The 23,195-nt window shown below is 34.2% G+C and carries 18 protein-coding genes; 14 read left to right on the top strand and 4 right to left on the bottom strand.

Going from position 1 to position 23,195, the window contains the following annotated elements; translation table 11 throughout:
- Positions 1-98: 98 nt before the first annotated feature.
- Positions 99-1,115 carry an LLM class flavin-dependent oxidoreductase gene (locus ZA06_RS09470; protein WP_053977231.1) on the top strand — a complete coding sequence of 339 codons (1,017 nt, stop codon included), beginning with the start codon at positions 99-101 and terminating at the stop codon, positions 1,113-1,115.
- 17 nt (positions 1,116-1,132) lie between these two features.
- Positions 1,133-1,678 carry a 2'-5' RNA ligase family protein gene (locus tag ZA06_RS09465; protein ID WP_053977230.1) on the top strand — a complete coding sequence of 182 codons (546 nt, stop codon included), beginning with the start codon at positions 1,133-1,135 and terminating at the stop codon, positions 1,676-1,678.
- Positions 1,679-1,773: 95 nt separating this feature from the next.
- Here the strand turns inward: ZA06_RS09465 and ZA06_RS09460 are convergent, their stop codons facing one another.
- A complete protein-coding gene (locus tag ZA06_RS09460) occupies positions 1,774-3,543 on the bottom strand; it encodes a DUF4209 domain-containing protein (RefSeq protein ID WP_053977229.1) in 1,770 nt (589 codons plus the stop codon).
- 355 nt (positions 3,544-3,898) lie between these two features.
- Between ZA06_RS09460 and ZA06_RS09455 the strand changes: the two genes are divergently transcribed.
- From ZA06_RS09455 to ZA06_RS09440, 4 genes are read left to right on the top strand one after another with little or no spacing between them, the layout of a single operon-like run.
- Positions 3,899-4,579 carry a TetR/AcrR family transcriptional regulator gene (locus tag ZA06_RS09455; protein WP_053977228.1) on the top strand — a complete coding sequence of 227 codons (681 nt, stop codon included), beginning with the start codon at positions 3,899-3,901 and terminating at the stop codon, positions 4,577-4,579.
- Positions 4,569-6,233 carry a peptidase domain-containing ABC transporter gene (locus ZA06_RS09450; protein ID WP_053977227.1) on the top strand — a complete coding sequence of 555 codons (1,665 nt, stop codon included), beginning with the start codon at positions 4,569-4,571 and terminating at the stop codon, positions 6,231-6,233. The genes ZA06_RS09455 and ZA06_RS09450 overlap by 11 nt, the downstream gene beginning before the upstream one ends.
- A 5-nt stretch (positions 6,234-6,238) precedes the next feature.
- A complete protein-coding gene (locus ZA06_RS09445) occupies positions 6,239-7,600 on the top strand; it encodes an HlyD family secretion protein (protein WP_053977226.1) in 1,362 nt (453 codons plus the stop codon).
- Positions 7,601-7,638: 38 nt separating this feature from the next.
- Positions 7,639-9,048, top strand: a complete 1,410-nt coding sequence (locus ZA06_RS09440; RefSeq protein ID WP_082331994.1) for a TolC family protein — start codon at positions 7,639-7,641, stop codon at positions 9,046-9,048.
- A gap of 60 nt (positions 9,049-9,108) precedes the next feature.
- Here the strand turns inward: ZA06_RS09440 and ZA06_RS09435 are convergent, their stop codons facing one another.
- A complete protein-coding gene (locus tag ZA06_RS09435) occupies positions 9,109-10,908 on the bottom strand; it encodes an AMP-dependent synthetase/ligase (RefSeq protein WP_053977225.1) in 1,800 nt (599 codons plus the stop codon).
- A 515-nt stretch (positions 10,909-11,423) separates the two neighbouring features.
- On the opposite strand from ZA06_RS09435, the gene ZA06_RS09430 reads away from it, so the two are divergent.
- The 7 genes from ZA06_RS09430 to ZA06_RS09400 all read left to right on the top strand — a co-directional run bounded on the left by ZA06_RS09430 (position 11,424) and on the right by ZA06_RS09400 (position 17,641).
- Positions 11,424-12,671: a tyrosine-type recombinase/integrase gene (locus tag ZA06_RS09430; protein ID WP_053977224.1), complete on the top strand. Its 1,248-nt coding sequence runs from the start codon at positions 11,424-11,426 to the stop codon at positions 12,669-12,671.
- 174 nt (positions 12,672-12,845) lie between these two features.
- Positions 12,846-13,937 (top strand): hypothetical protein, encoded by a 1,092-nt coding sequence (locus ZA06_RS09425; protein WP_157503212.1) that lies wholly within the window; start codon positions 12,846-12,848, stop codon positions 13,935-13,937.
- Positions 13,938-14,017: 80 nt separating this feature from the next.
- Positions 14,018-14,302 carry a helix-turn-helix domain-containing protein gene (locus ZA06_RS09420; RefSeq protein WP_053977222.1) on the top strand — a complete coding sequence of 95 codons (285 nt, stop codon included), beginning with the start codon at positions 14,018-14,020 and terminating at the stop codon, positions 14,300-14,302.
- On the top strand, positions 14,302-14,631 hold the full coding sequence (locus ZA06_RS09415; protein WP_053977221.1) for a hypothetical protein: 330 nt from the start codon (positions 14,302-14,304) through the stop codon (positions 14,629-14,631). Before ZA06_RS09420 ends, ZA06_RS09415 begins: the two co-directional genes overlap by 1 nt.
- 136 nt (positions 14,632-14,767) lie before the next feature.
- Positions 14,768-15,277 carry a hypothetical protein gene (locus tag ZA06_RS09410; protein WP_053977220.1) on the top strand — a complete coding sequence of 170 codons (510 nt, stop codon included), beginning with the start codon at positions 14,768-14,770 and terminating at the stop codon, positions 15,275-15,277.
- A 2-nt stretch (positions 15,278-15,279) separates the two neighbouring features.
- Positions 15,280-16,572, top strand: coding sequence for a DUF3987 domain-containing protein (locus ZA06_RS09405; protein WP_053977219.1), 1,293 nt, complete (start codon positions 15,280-15,282; stop codon positions 16,570-16,572).
- Positions 16,573-16,684: 112 nt separating this feature from the next.
- On the top strand, positions 16,685-17,641 hold the full coding sequence (locus ZA06_RS09400; RefSeq protein WP_053977218.1) for a DUF6371 domain-containing protein: 957 nt from the start codon (positions 16,685-16,687) through the stop codon (positions 17,639-17,641).
- Between the two features lie 90 nt (positions 17,642-17,731).
- Here the strand turns inward: ZA06_RS09400 and ZA06_RS09395 are convergent, their stop codons facing one another.
- A complete protein-coding gene (locus ZA06_RS09395) occupies positions 17,732-18,382 on the bottom strand; it encodes a hypothetical protein (RefSeq protein WP_053977217.1) in 651 nt (216 codons plus the stop codon).
- 5 nt (positions 18,383-18,387) lie between these two features.
- Positions 18,388-19,908: a hypothetical protein gene (locus ZA06_RS09390; RefSeq protein ID WP_053977216.1), complete on the bottom strand. Its 1,521-nt coding sequence runs from the start codon at positions 19,906-19,908 to the stop codon at positions 18,388-18,390.
- A gap of 214 nt (positions 19,909-20,122) precedes the next feature.
- On the opposite strand from ZA06_RS09390, the gene ZA06_RS09385 reads away from it, so the two are divergent.
- A complete protein-coding gene (locus tag ZA06_RS09385) occupies positions 20,123-23,188 on the top strand; it encodes a type I restriction endonuclease subunit R (protein ID WP_053977215.1) in 3,066 nt (1,021 codons plus the stop codon).
- The last annotated feature ends 7 nt before the right edge of the window (positions 23,189-23,195 follow it).

The following is a 23,195-nucleotide window of genomic DNA, read 5'->3' as shown; positions in this document are numbered from 1 at the left end:
TGTGTAATTTACAGAAAGATTTACGACTCCTTTTTACAACTTTATGAAGCTTTTGAATCGTGGTTTTCATCACGGTTTCACCCGAATAATTAAAACGAATGAATACAAAACAAACGGCCTATTCCATTTTGGAATTGGCATTGATATCTAAAGGACAATCGGTTCAACAAACTTATAAAAATGCGGTGGCTTTGGCACAAAAGGCGGAAGTCTTGGGCTATACCCGAATTTGGTTTGCCGAACACCATAATATGATGGCCGTAGGAAGTAACGCCCCAACGGTATTGATAGGGTATGTAGCCCAACAAACTTCAAAAATACGTGTAGGATCTGGAGGGGTAATGTTGCCCAATCACTCTCCATTAATTGTCGCGGAGCAATTTGGAACCCTTGGGAATTTATATCCCAATCGTATAGATTTGGGATTGGGAAGAGCTCCAGGAACCGATCGTGACACGGCCATGGCCATAAAGTCCGATTTTTTACAGGCCTCGCATTCCTTTCCAAATGATGTAGAGCAAATACAAGGGTTCTTTTCAAAGCACAATGAAACTGCAAAGGTGAGGGCGGTGGTAGCCGAAGGAGTAGAAGTGCCCATTTATATTTTGGGTTCCAGTACAGATAGTGCCCATTTGGCGTCTAGAAAAGGGTTGCCCTATGCATTTGCCAGTCATTTTGCAACAGCGCATTTAGATGAGGCCCTGGCTATTTATAGAGCACAATTTATCCCCTCGGAAGTTTTGGAAACTCCTTACGTTATTGCAGGAGTTAATGTGATTATCGCTGATACAGATGAAGCAGCCCAACGCTTGCAGACCTCGTCTTTGCGGATGATTGTTGGGATGTTTACAGGGAAGCGCGATTATTTGAATCCACCTACAGAGATGACTCCAGATTTAAAGGAAATCATGCAGCACCCTTCCATTCTAAACATGATCAAATACAGTTTTGTGGGAAGCAAAGCGACCGTGAAGAAACAGGTGGCCGCCTTTTTAAAGCAAACCCAGGCAGACGAGCTTATTATATCAACCAATGTCTACGATATCAACGACAGGTTGTATTCTTTGGAGAAATTTGCAGAGGTGATGCAGGAGCTCTGTGTAGCGCTTGGATAAAGGAAACTTTAAGGACCATGTCTGAAGTAATAATATACAATTTGCGTATCGTGCCGCCCAGTCCCATTTATGAGGAAGTGACTGCTTTTAAAACGCAATTTATAGAGCTTTTTGGGCCGCTTCAATATTCAAAATCCAAACCGCACATTACCTTGGTACAGTTTAAAATGGATGTTCAATATGAACCTTTTTTGATTAAGTGTTTTGCGAGCTTGTCTAAGACCAAGAAATTTAAAATGGCCATTGAAGGCTTTGATATGTTTGAAAAGGGCTCAAACGTATTGCTGTTAAAAGTGAGTCCGTCTAAAGAATTTGACCACTTGCTGGCGCAACTAAAGTTGTTGTGGGAAAGGAATCTACAAAGGGAGCTGAGCTCTTTAATTGTTTCCAAAACGCCACACCTCACCATTGCTAAAACAAGGGATAGCGCAACACTTCATAAAAGCTTTAAATTGTTTAAGGATGTAAAGTATTTCAAGGAGTTTGAAGTGAGTGAACTCATCCTGCTGTCAAGGCCAGAACATAATACTTGGGGTTGGGAGCATCGTATAGCGTTGGGGTAAGATATATTTTATCTGAATTGGAAGCTTTCAAGCTGCGTTATGTGTATTTAACAAATAATATTAAGGTGCCCCTTTTTAATAAAAATATTCAAGTATTATTTGGTGGCTCCTTCTTCAAAGGTGTATTTGCCAAGCCTTAAAAGGCAAAAGAAAACCAATGAAACATTTTGTAAATGATAATCAGAATATTGTAAAAAGGAATGGGCTATATCATTTCTCAAATTCTTTCCTTTTCTTGTAAAAGTAATTTTAAATAACTCAATATCTTGGATTGTGAAATATTCTTGAGTTGTTGGGTTTTCAAGTAATTCTTCTAGAAGTTGTTCTTTAATCTCTCCATTTTTTGAGGTTGATGTATTGCCTCCTGATAAGCGAATAAAATCTCGTAAGGCTCCTTCAAATTTTATTGTTAACGAATCTAGCGCTAATATAAAATTGTTAATTTTATTTGTATTCATAAGTACATAAAGTTCAAATTGAGCTATTAAATTATGGATACCAGGGGCTAACATTGTTAACCACGTAGAATTCTGGTCAATTTCATTATGTGTCATTGACCTTTTAAATTTCATTCCGTACCAAGTGTGGAGTTCTAAATATTGAAATATTTTATAGTAATTCAGTTTCCCACTTATTATGCCATCAACAAAAACTTTGAAAAATAGGCTGAAACATTTTATGCTATGTGTAATTATATAGTTTTGAATAATTTCTTTATCAATTTTTTCTGACTCTTTGAGGTTTTTAAAGTTGCTGTTTATGTCAAAAATACTTGTGCTAAAAAGGTTCTTAATTGAGTTTTTTATTGAATTTTTTGAATATTCTGTATTCTCTATTGGATCAACCAAGATATCTTCGTTTATTGAAAAAAAAGCAAGGATTGAATCAGTAGGTAAATCGAGAATGACATTTGATTTCATATTCAAATAGTCATTGAACATTTCTGTTGCTTTGTCATCAAGTTGATAGCTTACTTTATTGAGTCTTACCGTTTGTTTTAATCTACAATATTCTTTTAGGTTCTCTTCAGCTTCGTCTAATTTTCCTGCGAGCCTAAGATATTTCGCTTTTGTACCAATTGTAGTGAATTTAACAAAGTCAGTATCTTTTGGATGCTGGTCTAGAATTAAATCTTCATTTTTCGCAAGTAGGTTGTATAGTTTATGAAGAGGAATACATATTAGGTTGTAAAGTCTTATTCCTATTTCAAGCATATCTTTATTGCTTGAATAGGACGCAGGATTATTTATTTCAACCCAATCAGGTAAACTTTTTGCGAGTTTTTCTAATTCGATTTTTGAAAGAATATTGTTTTCAAGTATTGTATTAAGAATATAAGGTTTTACCCAATTGGGTAATGAGTTAAGAAGTAATTTGGAGGTTTCCTGGGCTTCTTCAATTTTGATTTTTGTTTTTCTTGTTATAAATAAAATGGCAGATAGAATGATTGGTATTTCTCTGGCTTCTTCTGCTTGTATTATAGTGATAGATTGACTATAATTTTCTATCGCAATTTCTGCAAATTTATTATGTTTTGTTTCTTGCCAAAGAAGATGTGCATATCTTGATTTTAACCAAGAATTTTTTGTGGACTTCAGTCGATATTTTAAATATGCTAAATCAACTTTATCTAGTCCAATACTTACTATTTGTCCTTGGGTATCTGTTATTTGGACATTTGTTATTAGTTCTCCCTTGTTTAAGTTGTAGTTTAGAGATTTTCTTTCAGTTATGAGTTTCCTTTCCCAATCACCTTTGATGTTTTTAGTGGCTTTTAGTTTTTTTTGAATATTCCAGATATTAAATGAATTAAGTTCTTCAATTGAGCTGTAAAAGTTTTTTAGTTCTTCTGGAATCTCATTCATAGTTGCTACTTAAATTAATTAGAAATAATCCTTCTTAAGGATTCTAGCTATTGACTCTTCTAAAATAACAACTTTCTTTCAAAATTGTAGGAATATATCTCTTCAGAAGGCTTTCTTTCCTTATTCATTCATTTAAAAAATTTAATCAAAAGTCACTAGTGTTTGTGTTAAGATGTTGTATTTTAGAGTGTTATTTGTTTTGCTATGGTTTGGCAGTTGAAAAAAGAAGTCGAATCAAATAATGTTATAAAGTCTTAGGTTGCTCATTTTGTAGAAATTTTCACAAATTTTTAATATATCAAATCACAATTATAATAGTAATACTATTAGATTTGTGATTTAAATAATTATTATAATGATCAATTTGCTGCAAAATTTTAAAATTGAAGTTCCCAAGGGCATCTTTATCAAAGATCCTGAGACCTCAGAACTGGGAAAGCGCATCATCAAGCATAGCATTGAACTCATTGATCAACTTGGCTTTGAGCAGTTCAATTTTAAAAAGTTGGGAGCCGATATTAATTCCAATGAGAGTTCTATTTATAGGTATTTTGAGAGCAAACACCATTTGTTGATGTACTTGACTTCTTGGTATTGGGTATGGATAGAGTACCAATTGGTGTTGGAAACCTTTGCCTTAAAAGCTCCCAAGGAAAAACTTGAAAAGGCCATCGAGGTACTTACTAGAACCACAGAACAGGATAGCAATTTTGAGCATATCAACGAGGTATTGCTCAACAAAATCATTATCAAGGAAAATGCCAAGGCATACCTTACCTGCGATGTCGATACCGAAAATGAAGAAGGCTTTTTTATGCCTTTTAAACGTGTGGTGAAGCGCTTTGCAGAAGTTATTCAGGACTATAATGGCAGTTATCAATTTCCATTGAGTTTGGCCAGTTCTACGGTTGAGGGGGCTTTGCACCAACACTTTTTTGCAGACCATTTTAAAACGCTTACCAACAATACCGATGCTACGTCGGTTACCCAATTTTACACAAACGTCATTTTTAACACCCTAATGCATGAAGAATAACGAAACCCTATCACCTTGGAAACGCTTTTTGGGCTTGGTGCAGCTAGAAAAGGAAGACATTTTTAGAGTGGCCTATTTTGCAATTTTTGAAGGTATTTTGGCTTTGACCTTGCCGTTGGGAATTCAAGCTATTATTACGCTTTTGCAAGGAGGGCAAGTGTCTACATCGTGGATTGTGTTGGTGGTGTTGGTAACGGCTGGAGTGGCCTTTACGGGGATTTTAAAACTTTTCCAGATTCGTATTATTGAGAGCATTCAGCAACGCATTTTCGCCAGGGCTTCATTTGATTTGGCCTACAGGTTTCCTAAAATAAAAATGAATGAAATGCGCAATTACTACTTGCCAGAACTTGCTAACCGTTTTTTTGATACGCTAAGCATCCAAAAGGGATTGTCAAAGATTTTGATTGATATTCCTTCGGCATTCCTGCAGATCATTTTCGCCCTTATTCTACTGTCTTTTTACCACCCGTTTTTTATTGTGTTTGGTTTGCTGTTAATAGGGCTTATCATTATCGTGTTCAAATATACCGCCAAAAAGGGCTTGGATACCAGTTTGACGGAGTCTAAATACAAGTATAAAATGGCCCATTGGCTGGAAGAAATTGCCCGTACAGTAATCAGTTTTAAACTTTCGGGGAAGACCAGTCTGGCCATGAACAAAACAGATGATTTGGTGTTTGATTATGTGAATTCACGTGAAAGCCATTTTAAAATCTTGATGTTGCAGTTCAAGCAAATGATTGGTTTTAAAGTATTGGTAACTGCTGGATTGTTGTTGGTTGGAGGCTATTTGGTATTGCATCAGCAGATGAATATCGGGCAGTTTGTTGCGGCGGAAATCATTATCATTTTAATTATTGCTTCCGTGGAAAAACTCATTTTAGGATTGGAGTCTTTTTACGATGTGTTAACGGCCATTGAAAAGTTAGGCCAGGTGGTAGACAAGCCCATCGAGAATCAATATGGCGAAGAGATTACCGCAGCCAAGCCTTTTACCATTGAATTGAAAAATGCTGGCTATAGAGTATTCAATCGGAAGAAACCAATTTTGGAACATATTTCTTTTACAATTGAACCTACAGACCGTGTGTTGATTCAAGGGGACAGTGGTTCGGGGAAATCCAGCTTGTTGCAGCTTATAGCAGGGGTATTGGCGCCAACCGATGGGTATATTTATATAGACAATCTTTCTATAGAGAGTTTGCATATTAACAAATACCGGTCGCATTTGGGGATGGTCCTTTCCGAAGAATCACCTTTTGAGGGTACTATTAGGGAAAATGTCACTTTTGGAAATCCTGAAATAAGTGATGAAGCCATTTTTCAAGTGTTTGAAAAACTTGGGTTGTCCAATTTTTTAAAGCGCCAGCCTAAAGGATTGAACACCTTATTGAAACCAGAAGGAAAACAGATACCTTATTTTATTTCAGCGAAATTATTATTGGCAAGAGCCATTTTAAAACAGCCTAAAGTGCTCATTTTGGAAGAGCCTTTAAAGCAGTTCAATATTGAAGAATCCGAAAAGATCTTTCAATACTTATGTGGCGCCTCCAACCCTTGGAGCGTGATTGTGGTAAGTAACCTCAATGTATGGAAACGCATGTGCAACAAGCACATTATTTTGGAAGATGGTCACATGATTAACTCGTAAACACTATGCTAAACATTTCAAATAATAAAGTCTCGGAATTTTTGGATTTGGAACAATTCAAATCTGGTAAGGCAACCTTGCATAAAAACCACCATCGTTTGTTCAGAAGGGTGCTTTTGGTGAGTACTATTTTGTTGATTGTGATTCTGTTTTTGCCTTGGACACAAAATATCACCAGTAAAGGTTTGGTGACTACTTTAAAACCTAACCAAAGGCCGCAAACACTTCAGTCGCCAATTCCAGGACGCATTGATGCTTGGTTGGTGCAGGAAGGCGATTTTGTGAAGGAAGGCGATACCATTCTTAAGATTTCGGAAATCAAGAGCGAGTATTTTGATGAGCAACTAACCGATAGAACTGGAGAGCAAATTAGGGCGAAGTCGGCTTCTGTGGAAGCTTATCGTTCCAAAGTACAAGCACTCAAGAATCAGTACGCTGCCCTGCAACAGGAGCAGCAGTTGAAGTTGGAGCAGGCTAAAAACAAATTGTTGCAGTCCAAATTAAAAGTAGAATCGGATAGTATCGATTTGGAAGCTGTTAAAACTAAAGCACAAATTGCCCAAACCCAATTTGAAAGAACCGTGACCTTACAGGAAAAAGGGCTGAAAGCGGTGAAGGATGTGGAAGAATACCGCAATAAATTGCAGGAGGCCAATGCCAAGTTGATTTCACAGGAAAACAAATGGCTGGCTTCTAAAAATGAAGTCATTAATTCAGAATTGAATATTTCTACCATTCGCGCTACTTATGGCGATAAGTTGGCAAAGGCCCAAAGTGATTTGTATTCGGCAGAATCCAGTGCTTTGGATACCGAAGCACAGGTATCGAAACTAGAAAATAACTTGGCTAATTATGAAAAACGTAACAGTTTACTTTTCATTACAGCGCCTCAAGATGGTTATATCAATAAGGCCATAAAATCGGGGATAGGGGAAACTTTTAAAGAAGGAGAGCCTTTGGTTGGGATCATGCCCGCCAATTATGAGCTTGCTGTTGAAATGTACGTCAAGCCTATAGATTTGCCCTTGTTGCATAAAGGCGAACATGTGCAGGTAGAGTTTGAAGGTTGGCCTGCAATCGTGTTTAGTGGGTGGCCCAATGTGTCCTACGGAACCTATGGGGCGCAAATTGTAGCTATTGAAAATTTTGCTAGTCAAAATGGAATGTACCGGGTATTGATTACACGAGATCCAGATTATGGACCGTGGCCAGAAGCCCTACGTGTGGGATCGGGAGCCAAAACCATTGCGCTTTTGGAAGACGTGCCTATTTGGTTTGAATTGTGGAGACAGATCAACAGTTTTCCTCCAAATTTCTATACCCCTAATGGGACGGATGCAGCCCAAAAAAGTGATTCAAAAAAGTAACAGCTATCATTTAAAAAGATATAATGGTTTTTAAAAACATGCATTTTCCTAAATATATAGTGATTATTGTATTACTGTTAAGTGCCGTGAACTTTAAGGTTCAGGGGCAAACGGTGGCTGATAGTATTTTTACTTTGGAAGAATTTTTGGGCTATGTAAAGCAGTACCATCCCGTGGTAAAGCAGGCCCACTTGATTGCGAGTGAAGGAGAGGCAAAACTGCTTAAGGCTCGCGGGGCTTTCGATCCCAAAATAGAAGTGGATTACGGTAAAAAGGAATTTACAGGTACAGAGTATTATGATAAGCTCAATGCAGCATTTAAAATCCCTACGTGGTACGGAATTGAGTTTAAGGCCAATTATGAAAATAATGAAGGCTATTACCTAAATCCTGAGGCTAAAGTTCCAGAAGATGGTCTTTATAGCGCAGGAGTGTCCATGTCCTTGGCAAAAGGCTTTTTGGCCAACCAACGTATGACCACATTAAAACAGGCAAAGCTTTATAGGGACATTAGTTTGAACAAGCAAAGTTTGGCGGTGAATGAAGTGCTCTACAATGCGGTTGAAGCTTATTTTAGCTGGTTGAAGTATTATCAGGAGTATCAGGTGTATGCTTCATTTCAAGAGAACGCTCGAGAACGCTTATCCAATGTTGTGGTGAGCTTTGAGGCTGGGGATAAGCCTGCTGTGGATACTTTGGAAGCGAGTATCAATTTAAAAAATAGGGAATTGGATGTAGAGAAATCCCGAATTAACTATGTGAAATCGCAATTGGAACTTTCCAATTATTTATGGCTTGAAAACAATACACCGGTGGAATTGGATTATAGTTTGGTGCCAGATGAAAATTCCCTGTTTATTGCGGATCAAGTGTTGAATAGTAGTTTGTTAGAAGTGAACGAGGAACTTTTGGTAAACCATCCAAAAATACTGGCTATCAACTTGGAAAAAGAGCAATTGGTATTGGAAAAACGGTTGAACACCAATAACCTTTTGCCTAAAATAGATGCACAATACAATTTTTTAACCAGTGATTACGAACGTATAAATTCGTTGACGGTTCATAATTATAAAGCTGGGCTCAACATTAGTATGCCTTTGTTTTTGCGAAAGGAGCGTGGCGATTTGAAGCTTACCAAATTGAAATTGCAGGATGTTGAATTTAGTTTATCCGCAACAAAAGTAAGTTTGCTTAACAAAATTAACGCCGTTCAGCAGGAAATAGACTCCTATGAAAACCAAAGTGCCATTGCTCAAAATTTGGTAAATGATTACAAGCAATTGGTCGCTTTTGAGCAAGAACGATTTGAGTTGGGGGAAGGTTCTTTGTTTTTGATCAATTATCGAGAGGCCAAATTGATTGAAACAGAATTGAAGCGTATTGACATTAATAATAAGGTGCTTTCTACCAAAGCAAAGTTTGCCCAAATATTGAATACCTTGGAGTAGTAAAGGAAACTATTTAGCATAAAAAATCCGCTCATTGAGCGGATTTTTTTGTTTTATATTTTAAAGACCATATAGTTGAGCGATATCAGTCTCATGTTTTTTAGCAATGACCTTCCTTTTGATTTTCATACTTGGAGTCAGTTCGCCTTTATCAACAGTCCATTCTTCCGGCAACAGCACAAATTTTTTGATTTGCTCCACATGGTTGAACAGTGGGTTGTATCGGTCTATGATACTTTGGTAAAGCTTGGTGATATTTTCCGATTTTAGGGCAATTTCTTTGCCTACGTATGGGATGGAATGCTTTCGGCACCAATCGGCTAAACCGGAAAAGTTAGGGACAATCAATGCCGAGACAAATTTTTGGCCATCTCCAACCACCATGATCTGTTCAATTAGAAAACTCTCTTTCATTTTGTTTTCTATAGGTTGCGGTACCACATACTTACCACCTGAAGTCTTGAACATTTCCTTTTTACGATCGGTGATTTTTAAATATTTGGAATCGACCATTTCTCCAATATCTCCAGTGCAGAACCAACCATCTTTCAAAACTTTTTCGGTTTCTTCAGGGCGTTTAAAATAGCCTACCATCACATTGTCTCCCTTACAGCAAATTTCTCCGTCTTCCAAAAGCTTAATTTGAACTGACTTTAGGGGCTTTCCAACGGTTCCCGGTCTAATATCATTGGTGCGATTGAAGGCTATGATAGGAGAGGTTTCGGTGAGACCATAACCCTCCACAACTTTAATTCCTGCAGCTCCAAAAACGCGTATTAACCGTTCTTGGCAAGCACCACCACCCATAATGATGGCTTTTACATTTCCGCCAAGAGCTTCACGCCATTTCTTGTAGATAAGTTTATCCGCCAACCATAATTGAAGTTTATAGGCAAGATTTGATTTTTGATTAAATTCATATCTATTTGCTAGCTTAACAGCCCAAAAAAAGATGGTTCTTTTAAGGCCCGTTTGGGTTTCTCCTATAGAAATTATTTTTTCATAAACCTTTTCCAAAAGCCTAGGTACCGCACAGAACATATATGGTTTTACTTCTCTCAGGTTCTCAGCCACCTTGTCTACGCTTTCGGCAAACGAAATAGTAAAGCCATTGTAAGTATAAAAATACATGGCCATTTTCTCATAAATATGATTCAGCGGTAAAAAACTTAGGGATCTATTTTCTTCCAGAGTTAAATATTCAAACACTTCATCAGACGTGGCTTTCATATTGGAATAGGCGTTTTTGTGAGAAAGCATCACACCCTTGGGGGTTCCTGTGGTCCCAGATGTATAAATAATGGTGCACACATCGGTGTCTTGAACTTTGTTGGCCTGAATCAATACTTGGTCATAAATAGCGCTGGAATAAGGTTGAATCAATGGTTTCCAGCTAAGCTCCGTATTGGTTGAGTTGATGATATAGATTTCCTTTAAGGAAGGAATGGAATGTTGTACCGAACTTAACTTTTCATATAGCTCCATGTTCTCCACAAAACAGATTTCAAGCTGCGCCTCATTGAAAATGGTCACTAATTCATTGCTTGAAATGTTTGGGTATAATGGTATTAATACTGCACCTGTAAGCTGGACGGCTAAATCAATGACCAACCAATCGGGAGATGAGAAGCATATCAATCCAACTTTTGATTTGTTTTCTATGTTGATTTCATTGCCGTTTATGCCTTTTGCCAATAGTGAATTTGCCAGCCCAAAAGCCATTTCCTTTAGTTGGATTGGTGTATAGTGCTCCCAGGCACCGTCTTTTTTGTACTGTAAGAAGTTTTCTGGCAACATTTTGATATTGTCACCTAATAAAAAATCAAACAGTCTATGTTGTTTGTTGTCTGTAGTATTCATTATAGCGTAAATTTAGCGAGGTGCCTTAGTGGAAAATCCCAATTTAGATTATTATTTCACTTTGATGTAAAGTCTAGAGTGGTTTAAAGGTCTTTTACATTGTTTTCCTCACATTTTTTTTAAATCCCCATCAGCTAAACCCATAAAAAGATAAGCGATAAAAGAGATGTCAAAAATACAACAACCTTTAAAAATGATGTTGCAAAAGGAGATTTAAATGTGGGATGGGGTTTGAAATTGTTAGTGTAATTATTAATTAAAGTGATTTTGGCTTGGTTTAAGAAAAGGAAGGGGAGTTGTTGTAGAATAAAGGACTATATAAAAAAAAGCCCTGCAATAAATGCAAGGCTTTTCAGCGGAGAAAGAGGTTATTGAACTTTTTTTGCTCCGATTTACAAAGGTGTAGTAAAATCAAGGGTTTCGAGAGTTTGTGTAATGTTTTATTTACTTAGATTTGGTTCGAAAAAGCTTTTAAATATACCTTTACTGTCAACGATACTGTCAACTCGAAAACTATGAAAGGAACCTTTAATCTTAGAAAACCAAAGGACACTAAACCTACTTTAATTGTCTTTTCAGCCTACTTTAAAACTGAACGAAAAAAATTTGTGTATTCCACAGGTGAAAGCATATTGCCTTCAGAATGGGATTTTGAAAACAGACAACCAAATAATTTAAAAGGTAGGGGAGGAAATTCCGAACAGCATAGATCGATTAAAAGGCAAGTTGATAGGTATGATGTGTTCTTAGCGGAATTGGTTAATAGGTACAAGAATATCAATGAAGAATTGGACATTGAGACAACCCGTAAGGAATTTGACAAAGAGTTCAAACGAGTTGAAGCAGTGTCCAACAATTTTTTCATGATATATCAACGCTTTTTAGATTCGAAAAGGAATAATCACACAGATACGGCTAATTCATCATCAACAATTAAACGATATGAATATAATGAGACCATCCTAAAGGATTTTCAAGCTCATTCAAAGAAAAGTCTACATTTTAATAAGATCAACAGTGAGTTCTATAATGATTACATTAATTATTGTGTTACTGTGAAGAAGCATTCTTCTAATACCTTAAGACGCAATGTAGGATTGCTTAAAACCTTTTTGAATTGGGCTTTGGAAAACAATCATACTTATAATGCTGACTTTAAAAAATTCAAATCTCCAAAAGCTCAGGCTACAGATGAAGTGGCTTTAACTTTTGAGCAGGTCAAGGCGATATATGAACACGATCTAAGCGAAAAAAAGAAACTGGAACGCGTTAGGGATATCTTTGTTTTTGGCTGTTCCACAGGTATGCGAATTAGTAACTATTCGAAGGTTACTAAAAATGATATAGAAAATGGTTGCATAAAGGTTGTCGATAAAAAGAATAATGACAAGTATTTAAAAATACCTCTTAACGATTTTTCTTTGGAAATATTAGAAAAGTATGATTATAAGCTCCCTGTTATTTCTACACAAAAGTTCAATAAATACATTAAGGAGGTTTTTAAGGAGCTTAAGTATAAACACAATATCAAAAAGGTTACGAAAATTGGTAACAAGGTTATAGAAACGCCAATTCCATTTTATGATAGAATCTCATCACATACAGCCAGAAGAAGCTTTATAACGATTATGAAAAACAAAAAGATACCAGATAAAGTTATTATGGAGTTTACAGGGCATAAGAGTTTGGAGGTGTTTAATAAATATTACAAGCCAAATGAAGATGATAAGAAGGATTTTATGATGGATGTTTGGAGTAAATAGAATTGAACTATATTAAATAAGGGACATAGGTCGAGTGAAGACAATTTAATTGACTTTTGAAAAGTAGCTTTAGTGTTTTAGTTAGATATATGAAAGAGGGCAATAAAGTGCCTTTTTTTAATGTGAAAGAATTAATTTGGTGCATTTAAAATGCCAAATAAAAATTATTATGTTATGCATGAGCAAGAATTAAAAGATTATTCAATAGATATTTCGGGAGTTCAATTTATGGGAGTATTACATGGAATGGATTTGTCTGTTTTTGATAATCAAAAAATTGAATTATTAATTCAAAAAAACATCTATGTTTTAGCTGCATTCCAATATCATGAAGGAGATGAATTTGCTTATTACAGTAAACCTCCGAAGGAATTTGAGTTAGATCTAGATTATAAAGAGCGGAGATATACGATGAATCCAGTAATTATTGCGGAAATTTTTTGTCAACTAGAAGTATGCGCAATTGGGAATGGGGTAGGAGCCGAAATAGAAATTGAAAAAATATTTTTTAAGTTAAAATCGTTAGTAGGGAAAAAAGATAAAATCAAATATTTGAAAAAGCGATATCAAAAGAACTTTCCAAAAGATTCTGATTATGAATGGTATTCAGATTTAGAAAACGAAGGAGGAGAAGTTTTAGGTGTTTATGTGGCTTGGTATGAATATGTTTATTTTTATTTATGTAGTGAGAGTGGTTATTTTTTTGTGAAACTATATTTAACATATAATAAAACTGATTTGTATTATAATTTTTCAGACTTGATTACTTTGACATTAAACTGGGAGGAATCCGAAGGGAGGACTGATTTGAGGGATTTATTGGATAAATGGCATGATTTCCATGAAAAGGATTTGATTTTATCTGATATTCAACGAAAAATAGAGGAGATAGAAAAAGGAGAAAAATCTAATGAAGATAATAGAGAAAAATATTTAGAATTAAGTTACAAGTATGACTTGACAAATGAGTGTTTATCGGCTTCAGAAATAGCTTATTATGTTTATTATAAGGATTATGCAAAGGAAAGGGTGATTGAAGATGATGGACTTAAAAGAGAAGAGTATTGGAAAAAAATAGGGGAAACTTTTGGGAAAAATGGAGCGAATATCAGAAAGGAGCATGGGAAACTTGTAAGAGATAAGGAGTATAGGCTACAGCCAACTTTTAATCGCGTAAGTATGTTAGAAAAAATATTACCGTTATTATCAGAAAAGTCTAAAATTCATTGTAAAGACGAATTGGAGATTATAAAATTAAATTTATAGTACCTACTATATAGTTACTATAAGAATAAACGAAGACAGTCAAAATATACTTTCGCAATGTTAATATTAAAAAAGTATATATGACAAATGTTATTCAGCTACAACAGCTAACAAAAACAGAATTGTTTGATCAATTAGAAGGGCTAATTGATCGTAAACTTTCTACTTTGCTAGAAAGTAACCCGAATGAGAAACTTTCCATTCAATCGGTTTCAGAGGAACTAGGTGTTTCCAAATTAACAGTCCACAACTACATAAAGAAAGGTTTTATACCTGCTTCCAAGATTGGAAGACGGGTAGTAATTAAACGGGTGGACTTGGAAAAATCGTTGGCCGAAGTTAAATCCTTAAAATATAGAAGATAATGGAAAATAGAAATGAATTGAAAGACAATAATAAGGAAGTGGTCGTTAATTGTCTTAAGCCTGTTGCTAAAAATTTGAAAAAATATTTTAAAGAGAATGTTGAAATAGATTTTATATCAAGTAAAGAGTTCAAGGAATCTATTGATTCTTATGATGAAATTATTCTTCGAATAAATTTTCCCGTTGACCCTGAAAAAGTTGACCTTCTTTTAAAGAACAATAAAATCATGGGGATTGAAGAATTTAAGGAAAAAAGTTCCCGTTTCGGGAAAGTGATTCATGAGGGAAATTCAATTTTAATTGAAGTTAGAAAGAGTGAAAAAGAATAAATAAATTCAGATTTTATCAGAAAGATGGATGTTTCTGGTTGCTGCTTTGTGAAAAACCTTATGTTTTTTGATGGCAGCAACCACATGTCCGTTTATTAAAAAATTGCCATTTAGGTATTGAACAATTTTATCAATTATGAAAAATAATATTATAAATATAAGAATATCTGATACACTGAAACAGGAATTGGAGATTCTGAGCTCTATTAAAGAAGTATCTATGTCAAATTTGATTCGTGAAGCACTTTTAAATTTTATTAATACTGTTGATTTGGACATTGAAAAAGCAAAGAGTTCGAGGAGTTGCTCATTATTGCAGTCTCTTTCTTTTTCCGAGTTCATTTTTTGGATATATGAAAAAAAGAGGAACCCAGAAATTATTGAAGGAGGGGAGTATCATATCCAACAATTGGAATTAATAAAAAAAATGAGAAAACATCCTTTATTTACACAAGAGATCTTGGAAGAAATTGACAAGATAGCCGTAGAAATAGAAAAACTACTAAATGGAGAAATCAGGGGGGCTATGAACTTTGAATTTCCAGTTGAAGGGAACTCCAATTCATTTAATTATGAATTGTTTTCTTATTTCATGTATGCTATAAGGTATGATGAAGAAAATAATAAAGTGTTGTTTATAGATTAGCTATGGAGTATAGTAGCATAGATGAAATAGAAAACGAACTTGATGGTTTTTCGAAGTCAAATATTGAGATTGCTCGAGAAAAATTATTTTCAATTATAGATCAGTTGCCTAGTGAGTATAGTGACTTGATTGAACATTCATTTATATATAAGAGGATTCCAAAGGAGTATTTATTAAGTTCAATATTATTTACTGTAAGCACATCAATTGGTTTGACATTTTCCATGAATGTTTTGGGGTATGTAAATTATCCTAATCTATATTTTACCATAATAGGTAGTAGAGGAGATGCTAAATCAGAAGCCATAAAATTAGCAACGAACCCTTTGAAACAGGTTGATGATTTGTTTTACTCTGATTTTAAAGAATCTTTGAGAGGTGTTAATAGTGAGGAGGAGGTAGAGATGCCGATAAGGAAGCAAGTATTAATTCAAAATGCCTCCATTGAAGCTGCCCATAAAATTCATGCTGAAAACCCTAACTCTATAGGAATTTTAATAGATGAAATATTTGGACTTATTGATAAAATGGGGAATTCAAATAGTAGGGATGGAGTAGCTTGGCGCAATTTTTTACTTGAGGGTTATACTAATGGACATGTAGATGTTTCAAGGAAAACAACGGAAAGCTTTAGAATTAATAAAACCTGCCCAACATTGATGGGGGGACTTCAGCATCAGTTTGTACCAAATTTGTTTGCTAATGGCAATTTGGAAAGTGGGTTTATAGATCGGCTATTGTTTACACCTAAGTTAACGGCAAATAAAGTACTAAAGAATAATGGTATACCTATTGAGACTATTCTTAATTATGATAAGAGTATTAAAAATATCTTAGAATATAAACTGGAATCTGAACGGCTATTGGAAGAAAGGAAACAGTTTGAAATTACTATGTCTGGACCAGCAAAAGCAATGGTTTTTGAGTATTGCCAGGAGTTGATAAATAGACAGTCAAAAACTAGACCAGTCCTTAAAGAGTATATGTCTAAAATGCAGATTTCTATACATAAGTTTTGTATCCTAGTCTTTATGATGAAGTATTCCCAACAAAAGGGGTTTGGTACAAATCTTTGTTTGGATGAGGTGAGATTGGCAATCGAATTAAACGAATATTATTATACCAATTTTAACATCATATTGGAGTCGTGCCTTTCCGTTAAGGAAAGCAAAAATGAGCCGGAGGTAGAGCATATTATAGCAATGGCAAAAAGAAACAATGCTTCGCAAAAGGCAGTTGTTGAAGTTACTGGGCTAACTAAAGGGACGATTTCAAAAAGGTGGAATAAAAATTAATAGAAACTGGAAACTCGAAACCTAGAGTTTTAATAAGGTTACTGTCTGTTAATTAGATTGTTGTGAAGTCTATTTGTGAAGTTTCGAGTTTCCAGTTTCTAAATTTAAAATTATGCTTCAGAAAGTAGAGCAATCGTTGGTTTTTGAAAACAAAAGAGATAGGTCTTTAGTTACCCCCTGTTGTAACAGAACCAACAAGGATTCAAAGTTCGTAAACTTTAAAGGCTATCCATCCAACTATGGGTATTGTCATTCTTGTGGAGAAACAACGCTTCCTCCAACCGTATATAAGGATGAATTAGGGAGAGAATATATATGGAATGATGTAAGTAATACATTTGAGCCATATGTCACACAATTGTATGACAAATTGTATTACAAATCAGTTGATTCATGTAATACAAAATCTATTAAATCTGAAAAGAATATAAAATATGTTGATTTTGAGATAATTGAAATGTATTACAAGGTGCAGCCTGAAAACAACTTATTACAATATTTAAGGAGGACATATGGAGATGAAAAAGTGGATATAGTAAAACAAATGTATTACATAGGTACTAATAAAGACCTTGGGACTGTCTTTTGGAGCATTAATTCACAAGGTAAAACTCAAAAAGCAAAGGTGTCGTATTACAGAGCTAATGGTAAACGGACGAAATATTTTAAAGTGCCTTATAAAAATGAAGATGGGTATTACAGTTGTTTGTTTGGGGAGCATCTAATTAATAAAGAAGGTTTTTTAAGTAAAACAGTAGTTTTAGTGGAAAGTGAAAAAACAGCCATTGTTTGTGCTATGCATTTTCCAAAATATCTATGGTTAGCATATGGGGGTATAAATGGATTAACCGAAGATAAGTTAGGAGTGTTGAAGGGTAGAAGAGTGGTTTTGGTTCCTGATATAAGCGAAAATGCTGTTGCTATAATGAAAAAAAAATTACCATTGCTCTTGGATTCTGGGATTGAAGCAAAAATCTGGGATATGACAAAGGGGAAGTCCGATGGTCAACTCAAAACAGAAGGCTTGTTTAATTGTGATTTGGAGGATTTTATTAGGCTTGTGAATTGAAAATAGGATATAAATAAGGGTAACATCAATTAATAACAAAAATGTCTTGATGTTACCCTATTATAGGGTGGTATATTTATAATAATTTCATCAAATAGAATTTGCTATTGCAACATCCCAAGATGGCAATTTCCTTTTTTCCAAATTTGCTATAATAATAGGTTTCGCAGTTTCTTCTAGATTGACACTAAATTTATCTAATAGATTTTTTATTTCAAAGATTGCAGTTATAATTTGTATTATCCCTGCATGTTCACTTCCTGTTCTTAATTCATAAGATTTTTTGATAAACTCATCGGCTCTACTTGAAATTTGCGCCTTGTTTGCATCATAAATTGATTTGAAATTCACGCTAATTATCGCGCTATAAGCATTAGCGTTTGCAACCTGTGATTGAATTTCTGTAAGCGTTTCGTTGTGCAAGTCCGCTAAAGATTGATAAAGGGTCTGTAATTCTACATTGTCATTTAGTCCTGAATTATTTATGAGATAAAACTGTTTCTTTACAGGATCTAGTGGTTTTTTTTCCAATTTTTTAAAAAATCCTTGCCCCTTAACTTTTCCGATGAACCTGGATATTTCAGTGCCATGGTTATTTAAAACTTCATTAGCTTTAGTTAAATAAGTTTGGATTGCATCTTGATTGGCTGTTGTAATTGAGTCTTGTGCTTGAACTCGGGAATTAAGATTTAAGCAAAGTAAAAATAAAGAAGTAATAGAAATTTTGTGAAATGTTTTCATGGTTTTTAGTTTTTTTTGTAAAATATAAAGCGAGAGTTATTTAAAGAGGTATTTGAATATCCAATAGTAGGCCTAACCCCGTTCATTTGTATTTCAGAATTCATCATATTTAAATAAATATTATTGATAGTTTCATCTTGAGTTATTAGTTCAAGTTGAGCTATTAAGCCCTTTAAAAAAGATGTTTTGTCACTTAATTCGGAACCATAAGAAGATGTTAGAAATGCTCTTGATTTTCCTCCACATGAATTCATGGTAATGATTTTAGGATCGCTTTTGGAAATGTTTTTAATTATATAATCTCCATTACTGTCATGAATTTTGCCACTAAAACAAGAGTTAACAACAGTTAAAACATTATCTATTTCACTATTTTCAATTCTAGTTAATATATCAGAAAAGTAAACTTTTTCCTCTAAGGGAAATGAATGAATGTAAAAGGAATCTCGATCGTCTAATGTTCCATGACCTATAAAAAATATTAATAGTTGGCTATCGTCATAACTATCGATGTGGGGAGAAGTGCCCTCTTTTAATTGATCAAAAATGTCAATTATTTCATTTTTAGATTTGTTTTCGAAGACAACTAAATTGTCGTAGGTTAAATTATTGCTTATAGAATTTTTTAATTTATTTGTAATAGAGTAGAATTTATCATCTATATTTTCATATCCAGAGAAAATAAAAATTGATGTAGATATATTGTTGCTACAGTCATTTAAGTTTATTTTATTAAAATAGATTTCACCTTGTTTAGGTAATCCAAGTGGAGTTAATCCTTGTTTTCCGGGGTTTCCATTCTTGGAAGGGCTACAATTTGTAGTATTTGATCCCTTTTCTCCTTTGCGTCCTCCATAACCTCCTCTGCCATTTTCTCCGGGTGAACTAATAAACTGAAAATTGTTTAATATTGAATTTACGACATCACTTTCTGCTTCATAAAAGAAGTATACATTTCCTGAATTTCCTCCAAATGCTCCATTTCCTCCATTTCCTCCGTTCCCTCCATCTCCAGGACCACATCTACAGTCGAAGGGAAGGTCTCCAGTTCTAGATTGTCCTCCTTTTCCTCCATTACCGCCAATACCTCCATTACCTCCCGCTCCTCCTTTGGTTATTATTTTTAGAGAACCATAGGTTAATATGTTTCCTGTAAATGAAAAGGCAGGGCTATTTTCTCCAGGTTTTCCTGCTTCTGCATTTCCTCCATTTCTTCCATCCCGACAAGAATCTCCTCGGCCTCCATCAATTCCATTTTCTCCATCAAGCCCGTTATTTCCTGAAATTTTTATTGTAACGTTATTTCCAATATCAATTGTTTTACATGTAATAGAAATACTATCCTTTTCATTTAAAATTAACGTTGAATTGTCATTTAGTTTTAAATGATTAAAAATTTTATCTGAATTTATTACTAAGGTTTGGTCTGTGTCCAATACAAAATCACTGGGTGGTATAGTAGCAGCTGTTTGTGAAAATGTAAATTGATAGAATAGACAAATAATGATAATGGTTGGAATTTTCATTTTTGTGGTTGGTTGTTGGTTGTCAGTGGATTAAATTAGAAAAAAAAAATTATTTATGCGAGAAATAGTGAATTTTTTTATAAAGGGTTTTTTATCTATGAATAATAGAATTAATTTTTGGATTGAATTTATCTGATTATTGAATTATTGGTGATTCAAAATTTGAATAAAATAATTACTTTTAAAGTCTTTATAAAATCAACCTACCAACTGAATGAAATTCAACGAAGACTCCAGAGTAAAAATACCTACCATTCTACATTTGTTAAAATTAGGTTATCAATATCTCTCGTTAAAGCATCAGGTTTGGGACGAAAGCACGAATATTTTCATAGATATTTTTAAGCAACAGGTTAAAGTTATAAACCCAGAGCTAACATCAATTGAAATTGACAGGTTATATTCTGAAGTTTCTCTAACACTGGAAAATGAAGACTTAGGAAAGGCTTTTTATGAAAAATTGGTAGCAAGATCAGGAGTTAAATTAATCGATTTTGAAAATTTTGATAGCAATAGTTTTCATGTTGTTACTGAATTACCATACAAGAAGGATGATGAAGAGTTTAGGCCAGACATAATACTTTTAATTAATGGGATGCCTTTAGTGTTTATTGAGGTCAAAAAACCGAATAATTTACTAGGGATTCATGCAGAGCATAAACGTATGCAAACGCGTTTTCAGAATAAAAAATTCAGAAAATTCATTAATGCCACTCAGTTAATGGTGTTTTCTAATAATATGGAATACGATGATGAAGCGACAGAACCGTTACAGGGGGCTTTTTACAGTGCCACTTCGTATTACAAACCCATGTTTAATTATTTCAGAGAAGAAGAAAACTTTGATTTAAAATCACTTTTAACCGATGTCCCAGATGAACAAGAGACGGAGGTTTTAAAGGATAACAATCTACTAAGCATTAAAAATGCCCCTGAATTTTTAATAAATAAGAGCCCTAATAAACCTACAAATCGCATTTGCACCTCTCTTTTTCAAAAAGAGCGTTTAGCTTTTATTTTAGAGTTTTCAATCGCTTATGTGAAGGAGCATAGTGGTTTACAGAAACATATCATGCGATATCCACAAATTTTTGCAACCAAAGCCATTGCTGCTAAATTGGAAGCAGGTATTAATAAGGGGATAATTTGGCATACCCAAGGAAGCGGCAAAACTGCTTTAGCGTATTACAATGTTAAACACTTAACTCACTATTTTCGGAAAAAGGAAATTGTTCCTAAGTTTTATTTTATTGTAGACCGATTGGATTTATTAATTCAGGCGGGTAAAGAATTTAAATCGCGGGGTTTAATAGTGCACAATATTAATTCTCGTGAAGCCTTTGCGGAAGATATTAAATCTACCCAGGCAATACATAACCATTCGGGGAAAGCCGAGATTACTGTAGTGAACATTCAGAAATTTAAAGATGATCCTGATGTTATAAAAAACACTGATTATAATTTGAGTATGCAACGCGTATTCTTTTTAGATGAAGTACACCGTAGTTACAACCCAAAGGGTAGTTTTCTGGCTAATTTAGAGCAGTCTGATAAAAACGCGATTAAAATTGGGTTAACAGGAACACCACTTTTGGGATCAGAGTACAATTCTAAAACCTTGTTTGGTGATTATATTCATAAATATTACTATAATGCATCTATAAAAGATGGTTATACATTACGCCTAATTCGTGAAGAAATTGAAACAAGTTATAAGTTAACCCTGCAAGAAGCTTTAGAGGAAATTGAAATCTTAAAAGGTAATGCCGATAAAAAAGTGGTGTTTGCGCATCCTAAGTTTGTAGAGCCGATGCTGGATTATATTGTTGCCGATTTTGAAAAGGCGAGAATAGCCATGAACGACAATAGTATTGGAGCTATGGTAGTTTGTGATTCTTCGGATCAGGCAAAACAAATGCAAGACATTTTTAATGCAAAATATGGCGAATCTCAGGTTCTTAATTTGGCAGCCGAAGATCCTGCTAATTATACGAAAACCAAAACACACCAACGTAAAGTAAAACGAGCCCAGGTTATTTTACATGATGTGGGTACAAAACAAGATCGTGAAGATTGGGTTGAAAATTTTAAAGAAGGGAAAATTGATATTTTATTTGTATTTAAAATGTTGCTAACAGGGTTTGACGCCAAGAGACTAAAGAAGTTATACATAGGGCGTGTTGTTAAATCGCATAACTTATTACAAACCTTAACGCGAGTTAATAGAACTTATAAAGATTTTAAATACGGTTACGTTGTAGACTTTGCGGATATAAAAAAGGAATTTGATAAAACCAATCAAGATTATTTTAGAGAATTACAGTCGGAATTAGGTGATGAATTGGAACATTATTCCGCTCTTTTTAAATCTTCGGAAGAAATCAATCAAGAAATTCGGGAGATAAAAGAGGTTTTATTTCATTTTGATACTAAGAACGCTGAATTGTTTTCTCAGCAAATTAATGCCATTTCAGATAAAAAACAGATTCAACAAATCACTAAAGCATTAAATAATGCTAAAAGTCTATACAATTTAATTCGCTTATCTGGTAATTATGAATTGTTGGAAAAGTTAGATTTTAAAATGTTAACGGTGTTATCTCGTGAAGCTAATAATCGCCTAGGTTTAATAAATACTAAAGAAGCTTTAGAAAATAATATAGATTCTACAAACCTTTTAAATATAGCTTTAGAAGATGTGTTATTTGCGTTTAATAAAGTAAGGGAAGAAGAAATGGTATTGGCAGATACCTTAAAAAACACACTTCAAAAAACACGTGAAGCTTTAGGTGGAAATTTTGATCAAAGTTCACCAGAATTTATTTCTTTGCGCGAGGAACTGGAACGCTTATTCAAAAAGAAAAATTTGAATGAAGTTACCAAAGAAGAAATGGAAGCTAATATTAAAGCCTTAGAAAAAATTTACAAAGAAGCTAAAGAGCTTGATAGGAAAGATAAGCTATTGAAAGCAAAATACGATAATGACGAAAAATATGCACGACTCCATAAACGATTGTCTGAAAAAGATCCGTTAACCGATAGTGAAATGCAATTATTTGAAGCATTAAGCGGATTAAAAAAAGCTATTGATCAAGAATTATTGCAAAACACCAAATTACTAGACAACGAAAATTATGTAGAACGCTTAATGATGCGTTTGGTGGTTACAGAATTTAAACAAAAACAACACATTCCTTTAGATATTGCTGCTTCTAAGCGCATACAAGGATTGATTGTAAAAGAATACATGAATGAATACTACGGAAACGTAGCCAGTTAATTACAAT

Origin of the sequence: Mangrovimonas xylaniphaga (assembly GCF_001280435.1) — a bacterium.
GTDB classification, from domain to species: Bacteria; Bacteroidota; Bacteroidia; order Flavobacteriales; family Flavobacteriaceae; genus Mangrovimonas_A; species Mangrovimonas_A xylaniphaga.
The sequence above is the reverse complement of the archived record's forward strand: the minus strand, read 5'-3'. Positions and strand labels throughout refer to the sequence as shown.

What these genes read in the sequence shown, in the direction of transcription:
- ZA06_RS09470 (WP_053977231.1), top strand. Translation starts at nt 99, where the DNA reads ATGAATACAAAACAAACGGCCTATTCCATTTTGGAATTGGCATTGATA.
- ZA06_RS09400 (WP_053977218.1), top strand. Translation starts at nt 16,685, where the DNA reads ATGCTTCAGAAAGTAGAGCAATCGTTGGTTTTTGAAAACAAAAGAGAT.
- ZA06_RS09415 (WP_053977221.1), top strand. Translation starts at nt 14,302, where the DNA reads ATGGAAAATAGAAATGAATTGAAAGACAATAATAAGGAAGTGGTCGTT.
- ZA06_RS09445 (WP_053977226.1), top strand. Translation starts at nt 6,239, where the DNA reads ATGCTAAACATTTCAAATAATAAAGTCTCGGAATTTTTGGATTTGGAA.
- ZA06_RS09455 (WP_053977228.1), top strand. Translation starts at nt 3,899, where the DNA reads ATGATCAATTTGCTGCAAAATTTTAAAATTGAAGTTCCCAAGGGCATC.
- ZA06_RS09405 (WP_053977219.1), top strand. Translation starts at nt 15,280, where the DNA reads ATGGAGTATAGTAGCATAGATGAAATAGAAAACGAACTTGATGGTTTT.
- ZA06_RS09395 (WP_053977217.1), bottom strand. Translation starts at nt 18,382, where the DNA reads ATGAAAACATTTCACAAAATTTCTATTACTTCTTTATTTTTACTTTGC.
- ZA06_RS09385 (WP_053977215.1), top strand. Translation starts at nt 20,123, where the DNA reads ATGAAATTCAACGAAGACTCCAGAGTAAAAATACCTACCATTCTACAT.
- ZA06_RS09440 (WP_082331994.1), top strand. Translation starts at nt 7,639, where the DNA reads ATGCATTTTCCTAAATATATAGTGATTATTGTATTACTGTTAAGTGCC.
- ZA06_RS09460 (WP_053977229.1), bottom strand. Translation starts at nt 3,543, where the DNA reads ATGAATGAGATTCCAGAAGAACTAAAAAACTTTTACAGCTCAATTGAA.
- ZA06_RS09390 (WP_053977216.1), bottom strand. Translation starts at nt 19,908, where the DNA reads ATGAAAATTCCAACCATTATCATTATTTGTCTATTCTATCAATTTACA.
- ZA06_RS09420 (WP_053977222.1), top strand. Translation starts at nt 14,018, where the DNA reads ATGACAAATGTTATTCAGCTACAACAGCTAACAAAAACAGAATTGTTT.
- ZA06_RS09450 (WP_053977227.1), top strand. Translation starts at nt 4,569, where the DNA reads ATGAAGAATAACGAAACCCTATCACCTTGGAAACGCTTTTTGGGCTTG.
- ZA06_RS09465 (WP_053977230.1), top strand. Translation starts at nt 1,133, where the DNA reads ATGTCTGAAGTAATAATATACAATTTGCGTATCGTGCCGCCCAGTCCC.
- ZA06_RS09435 (WP_053977225.1), bottom strand. Translation starts at nt 10,908, where the DNA reads ATGAATACTACAGACAACAAACAACATAGACTGTTTGATTTTTTATTA.
- ZA06_RS09425 (WP_157503212.1), top strand. Translation starts at nt 12,846, where the DNA reads ATGCATGAGCAAGAATTAAAAGATTATTCAATAGATATTTCGGGAGTT.
- ZA06_RS09410 (WP_053977220.1), top strand. Translation starts at nt 14,768, where the DNA reads ATGAAAAATAATATTATAAATATAAGAATATCTGATACACTGAAACAG.
- ZA06_RS09430 (WP_053977224.1), top strand. Translation starts at nt 11,424, where the DNA reads ATGAAAGGAACCTTTAATCTTAGAAAACCAAAGGACACTAAACCTACT.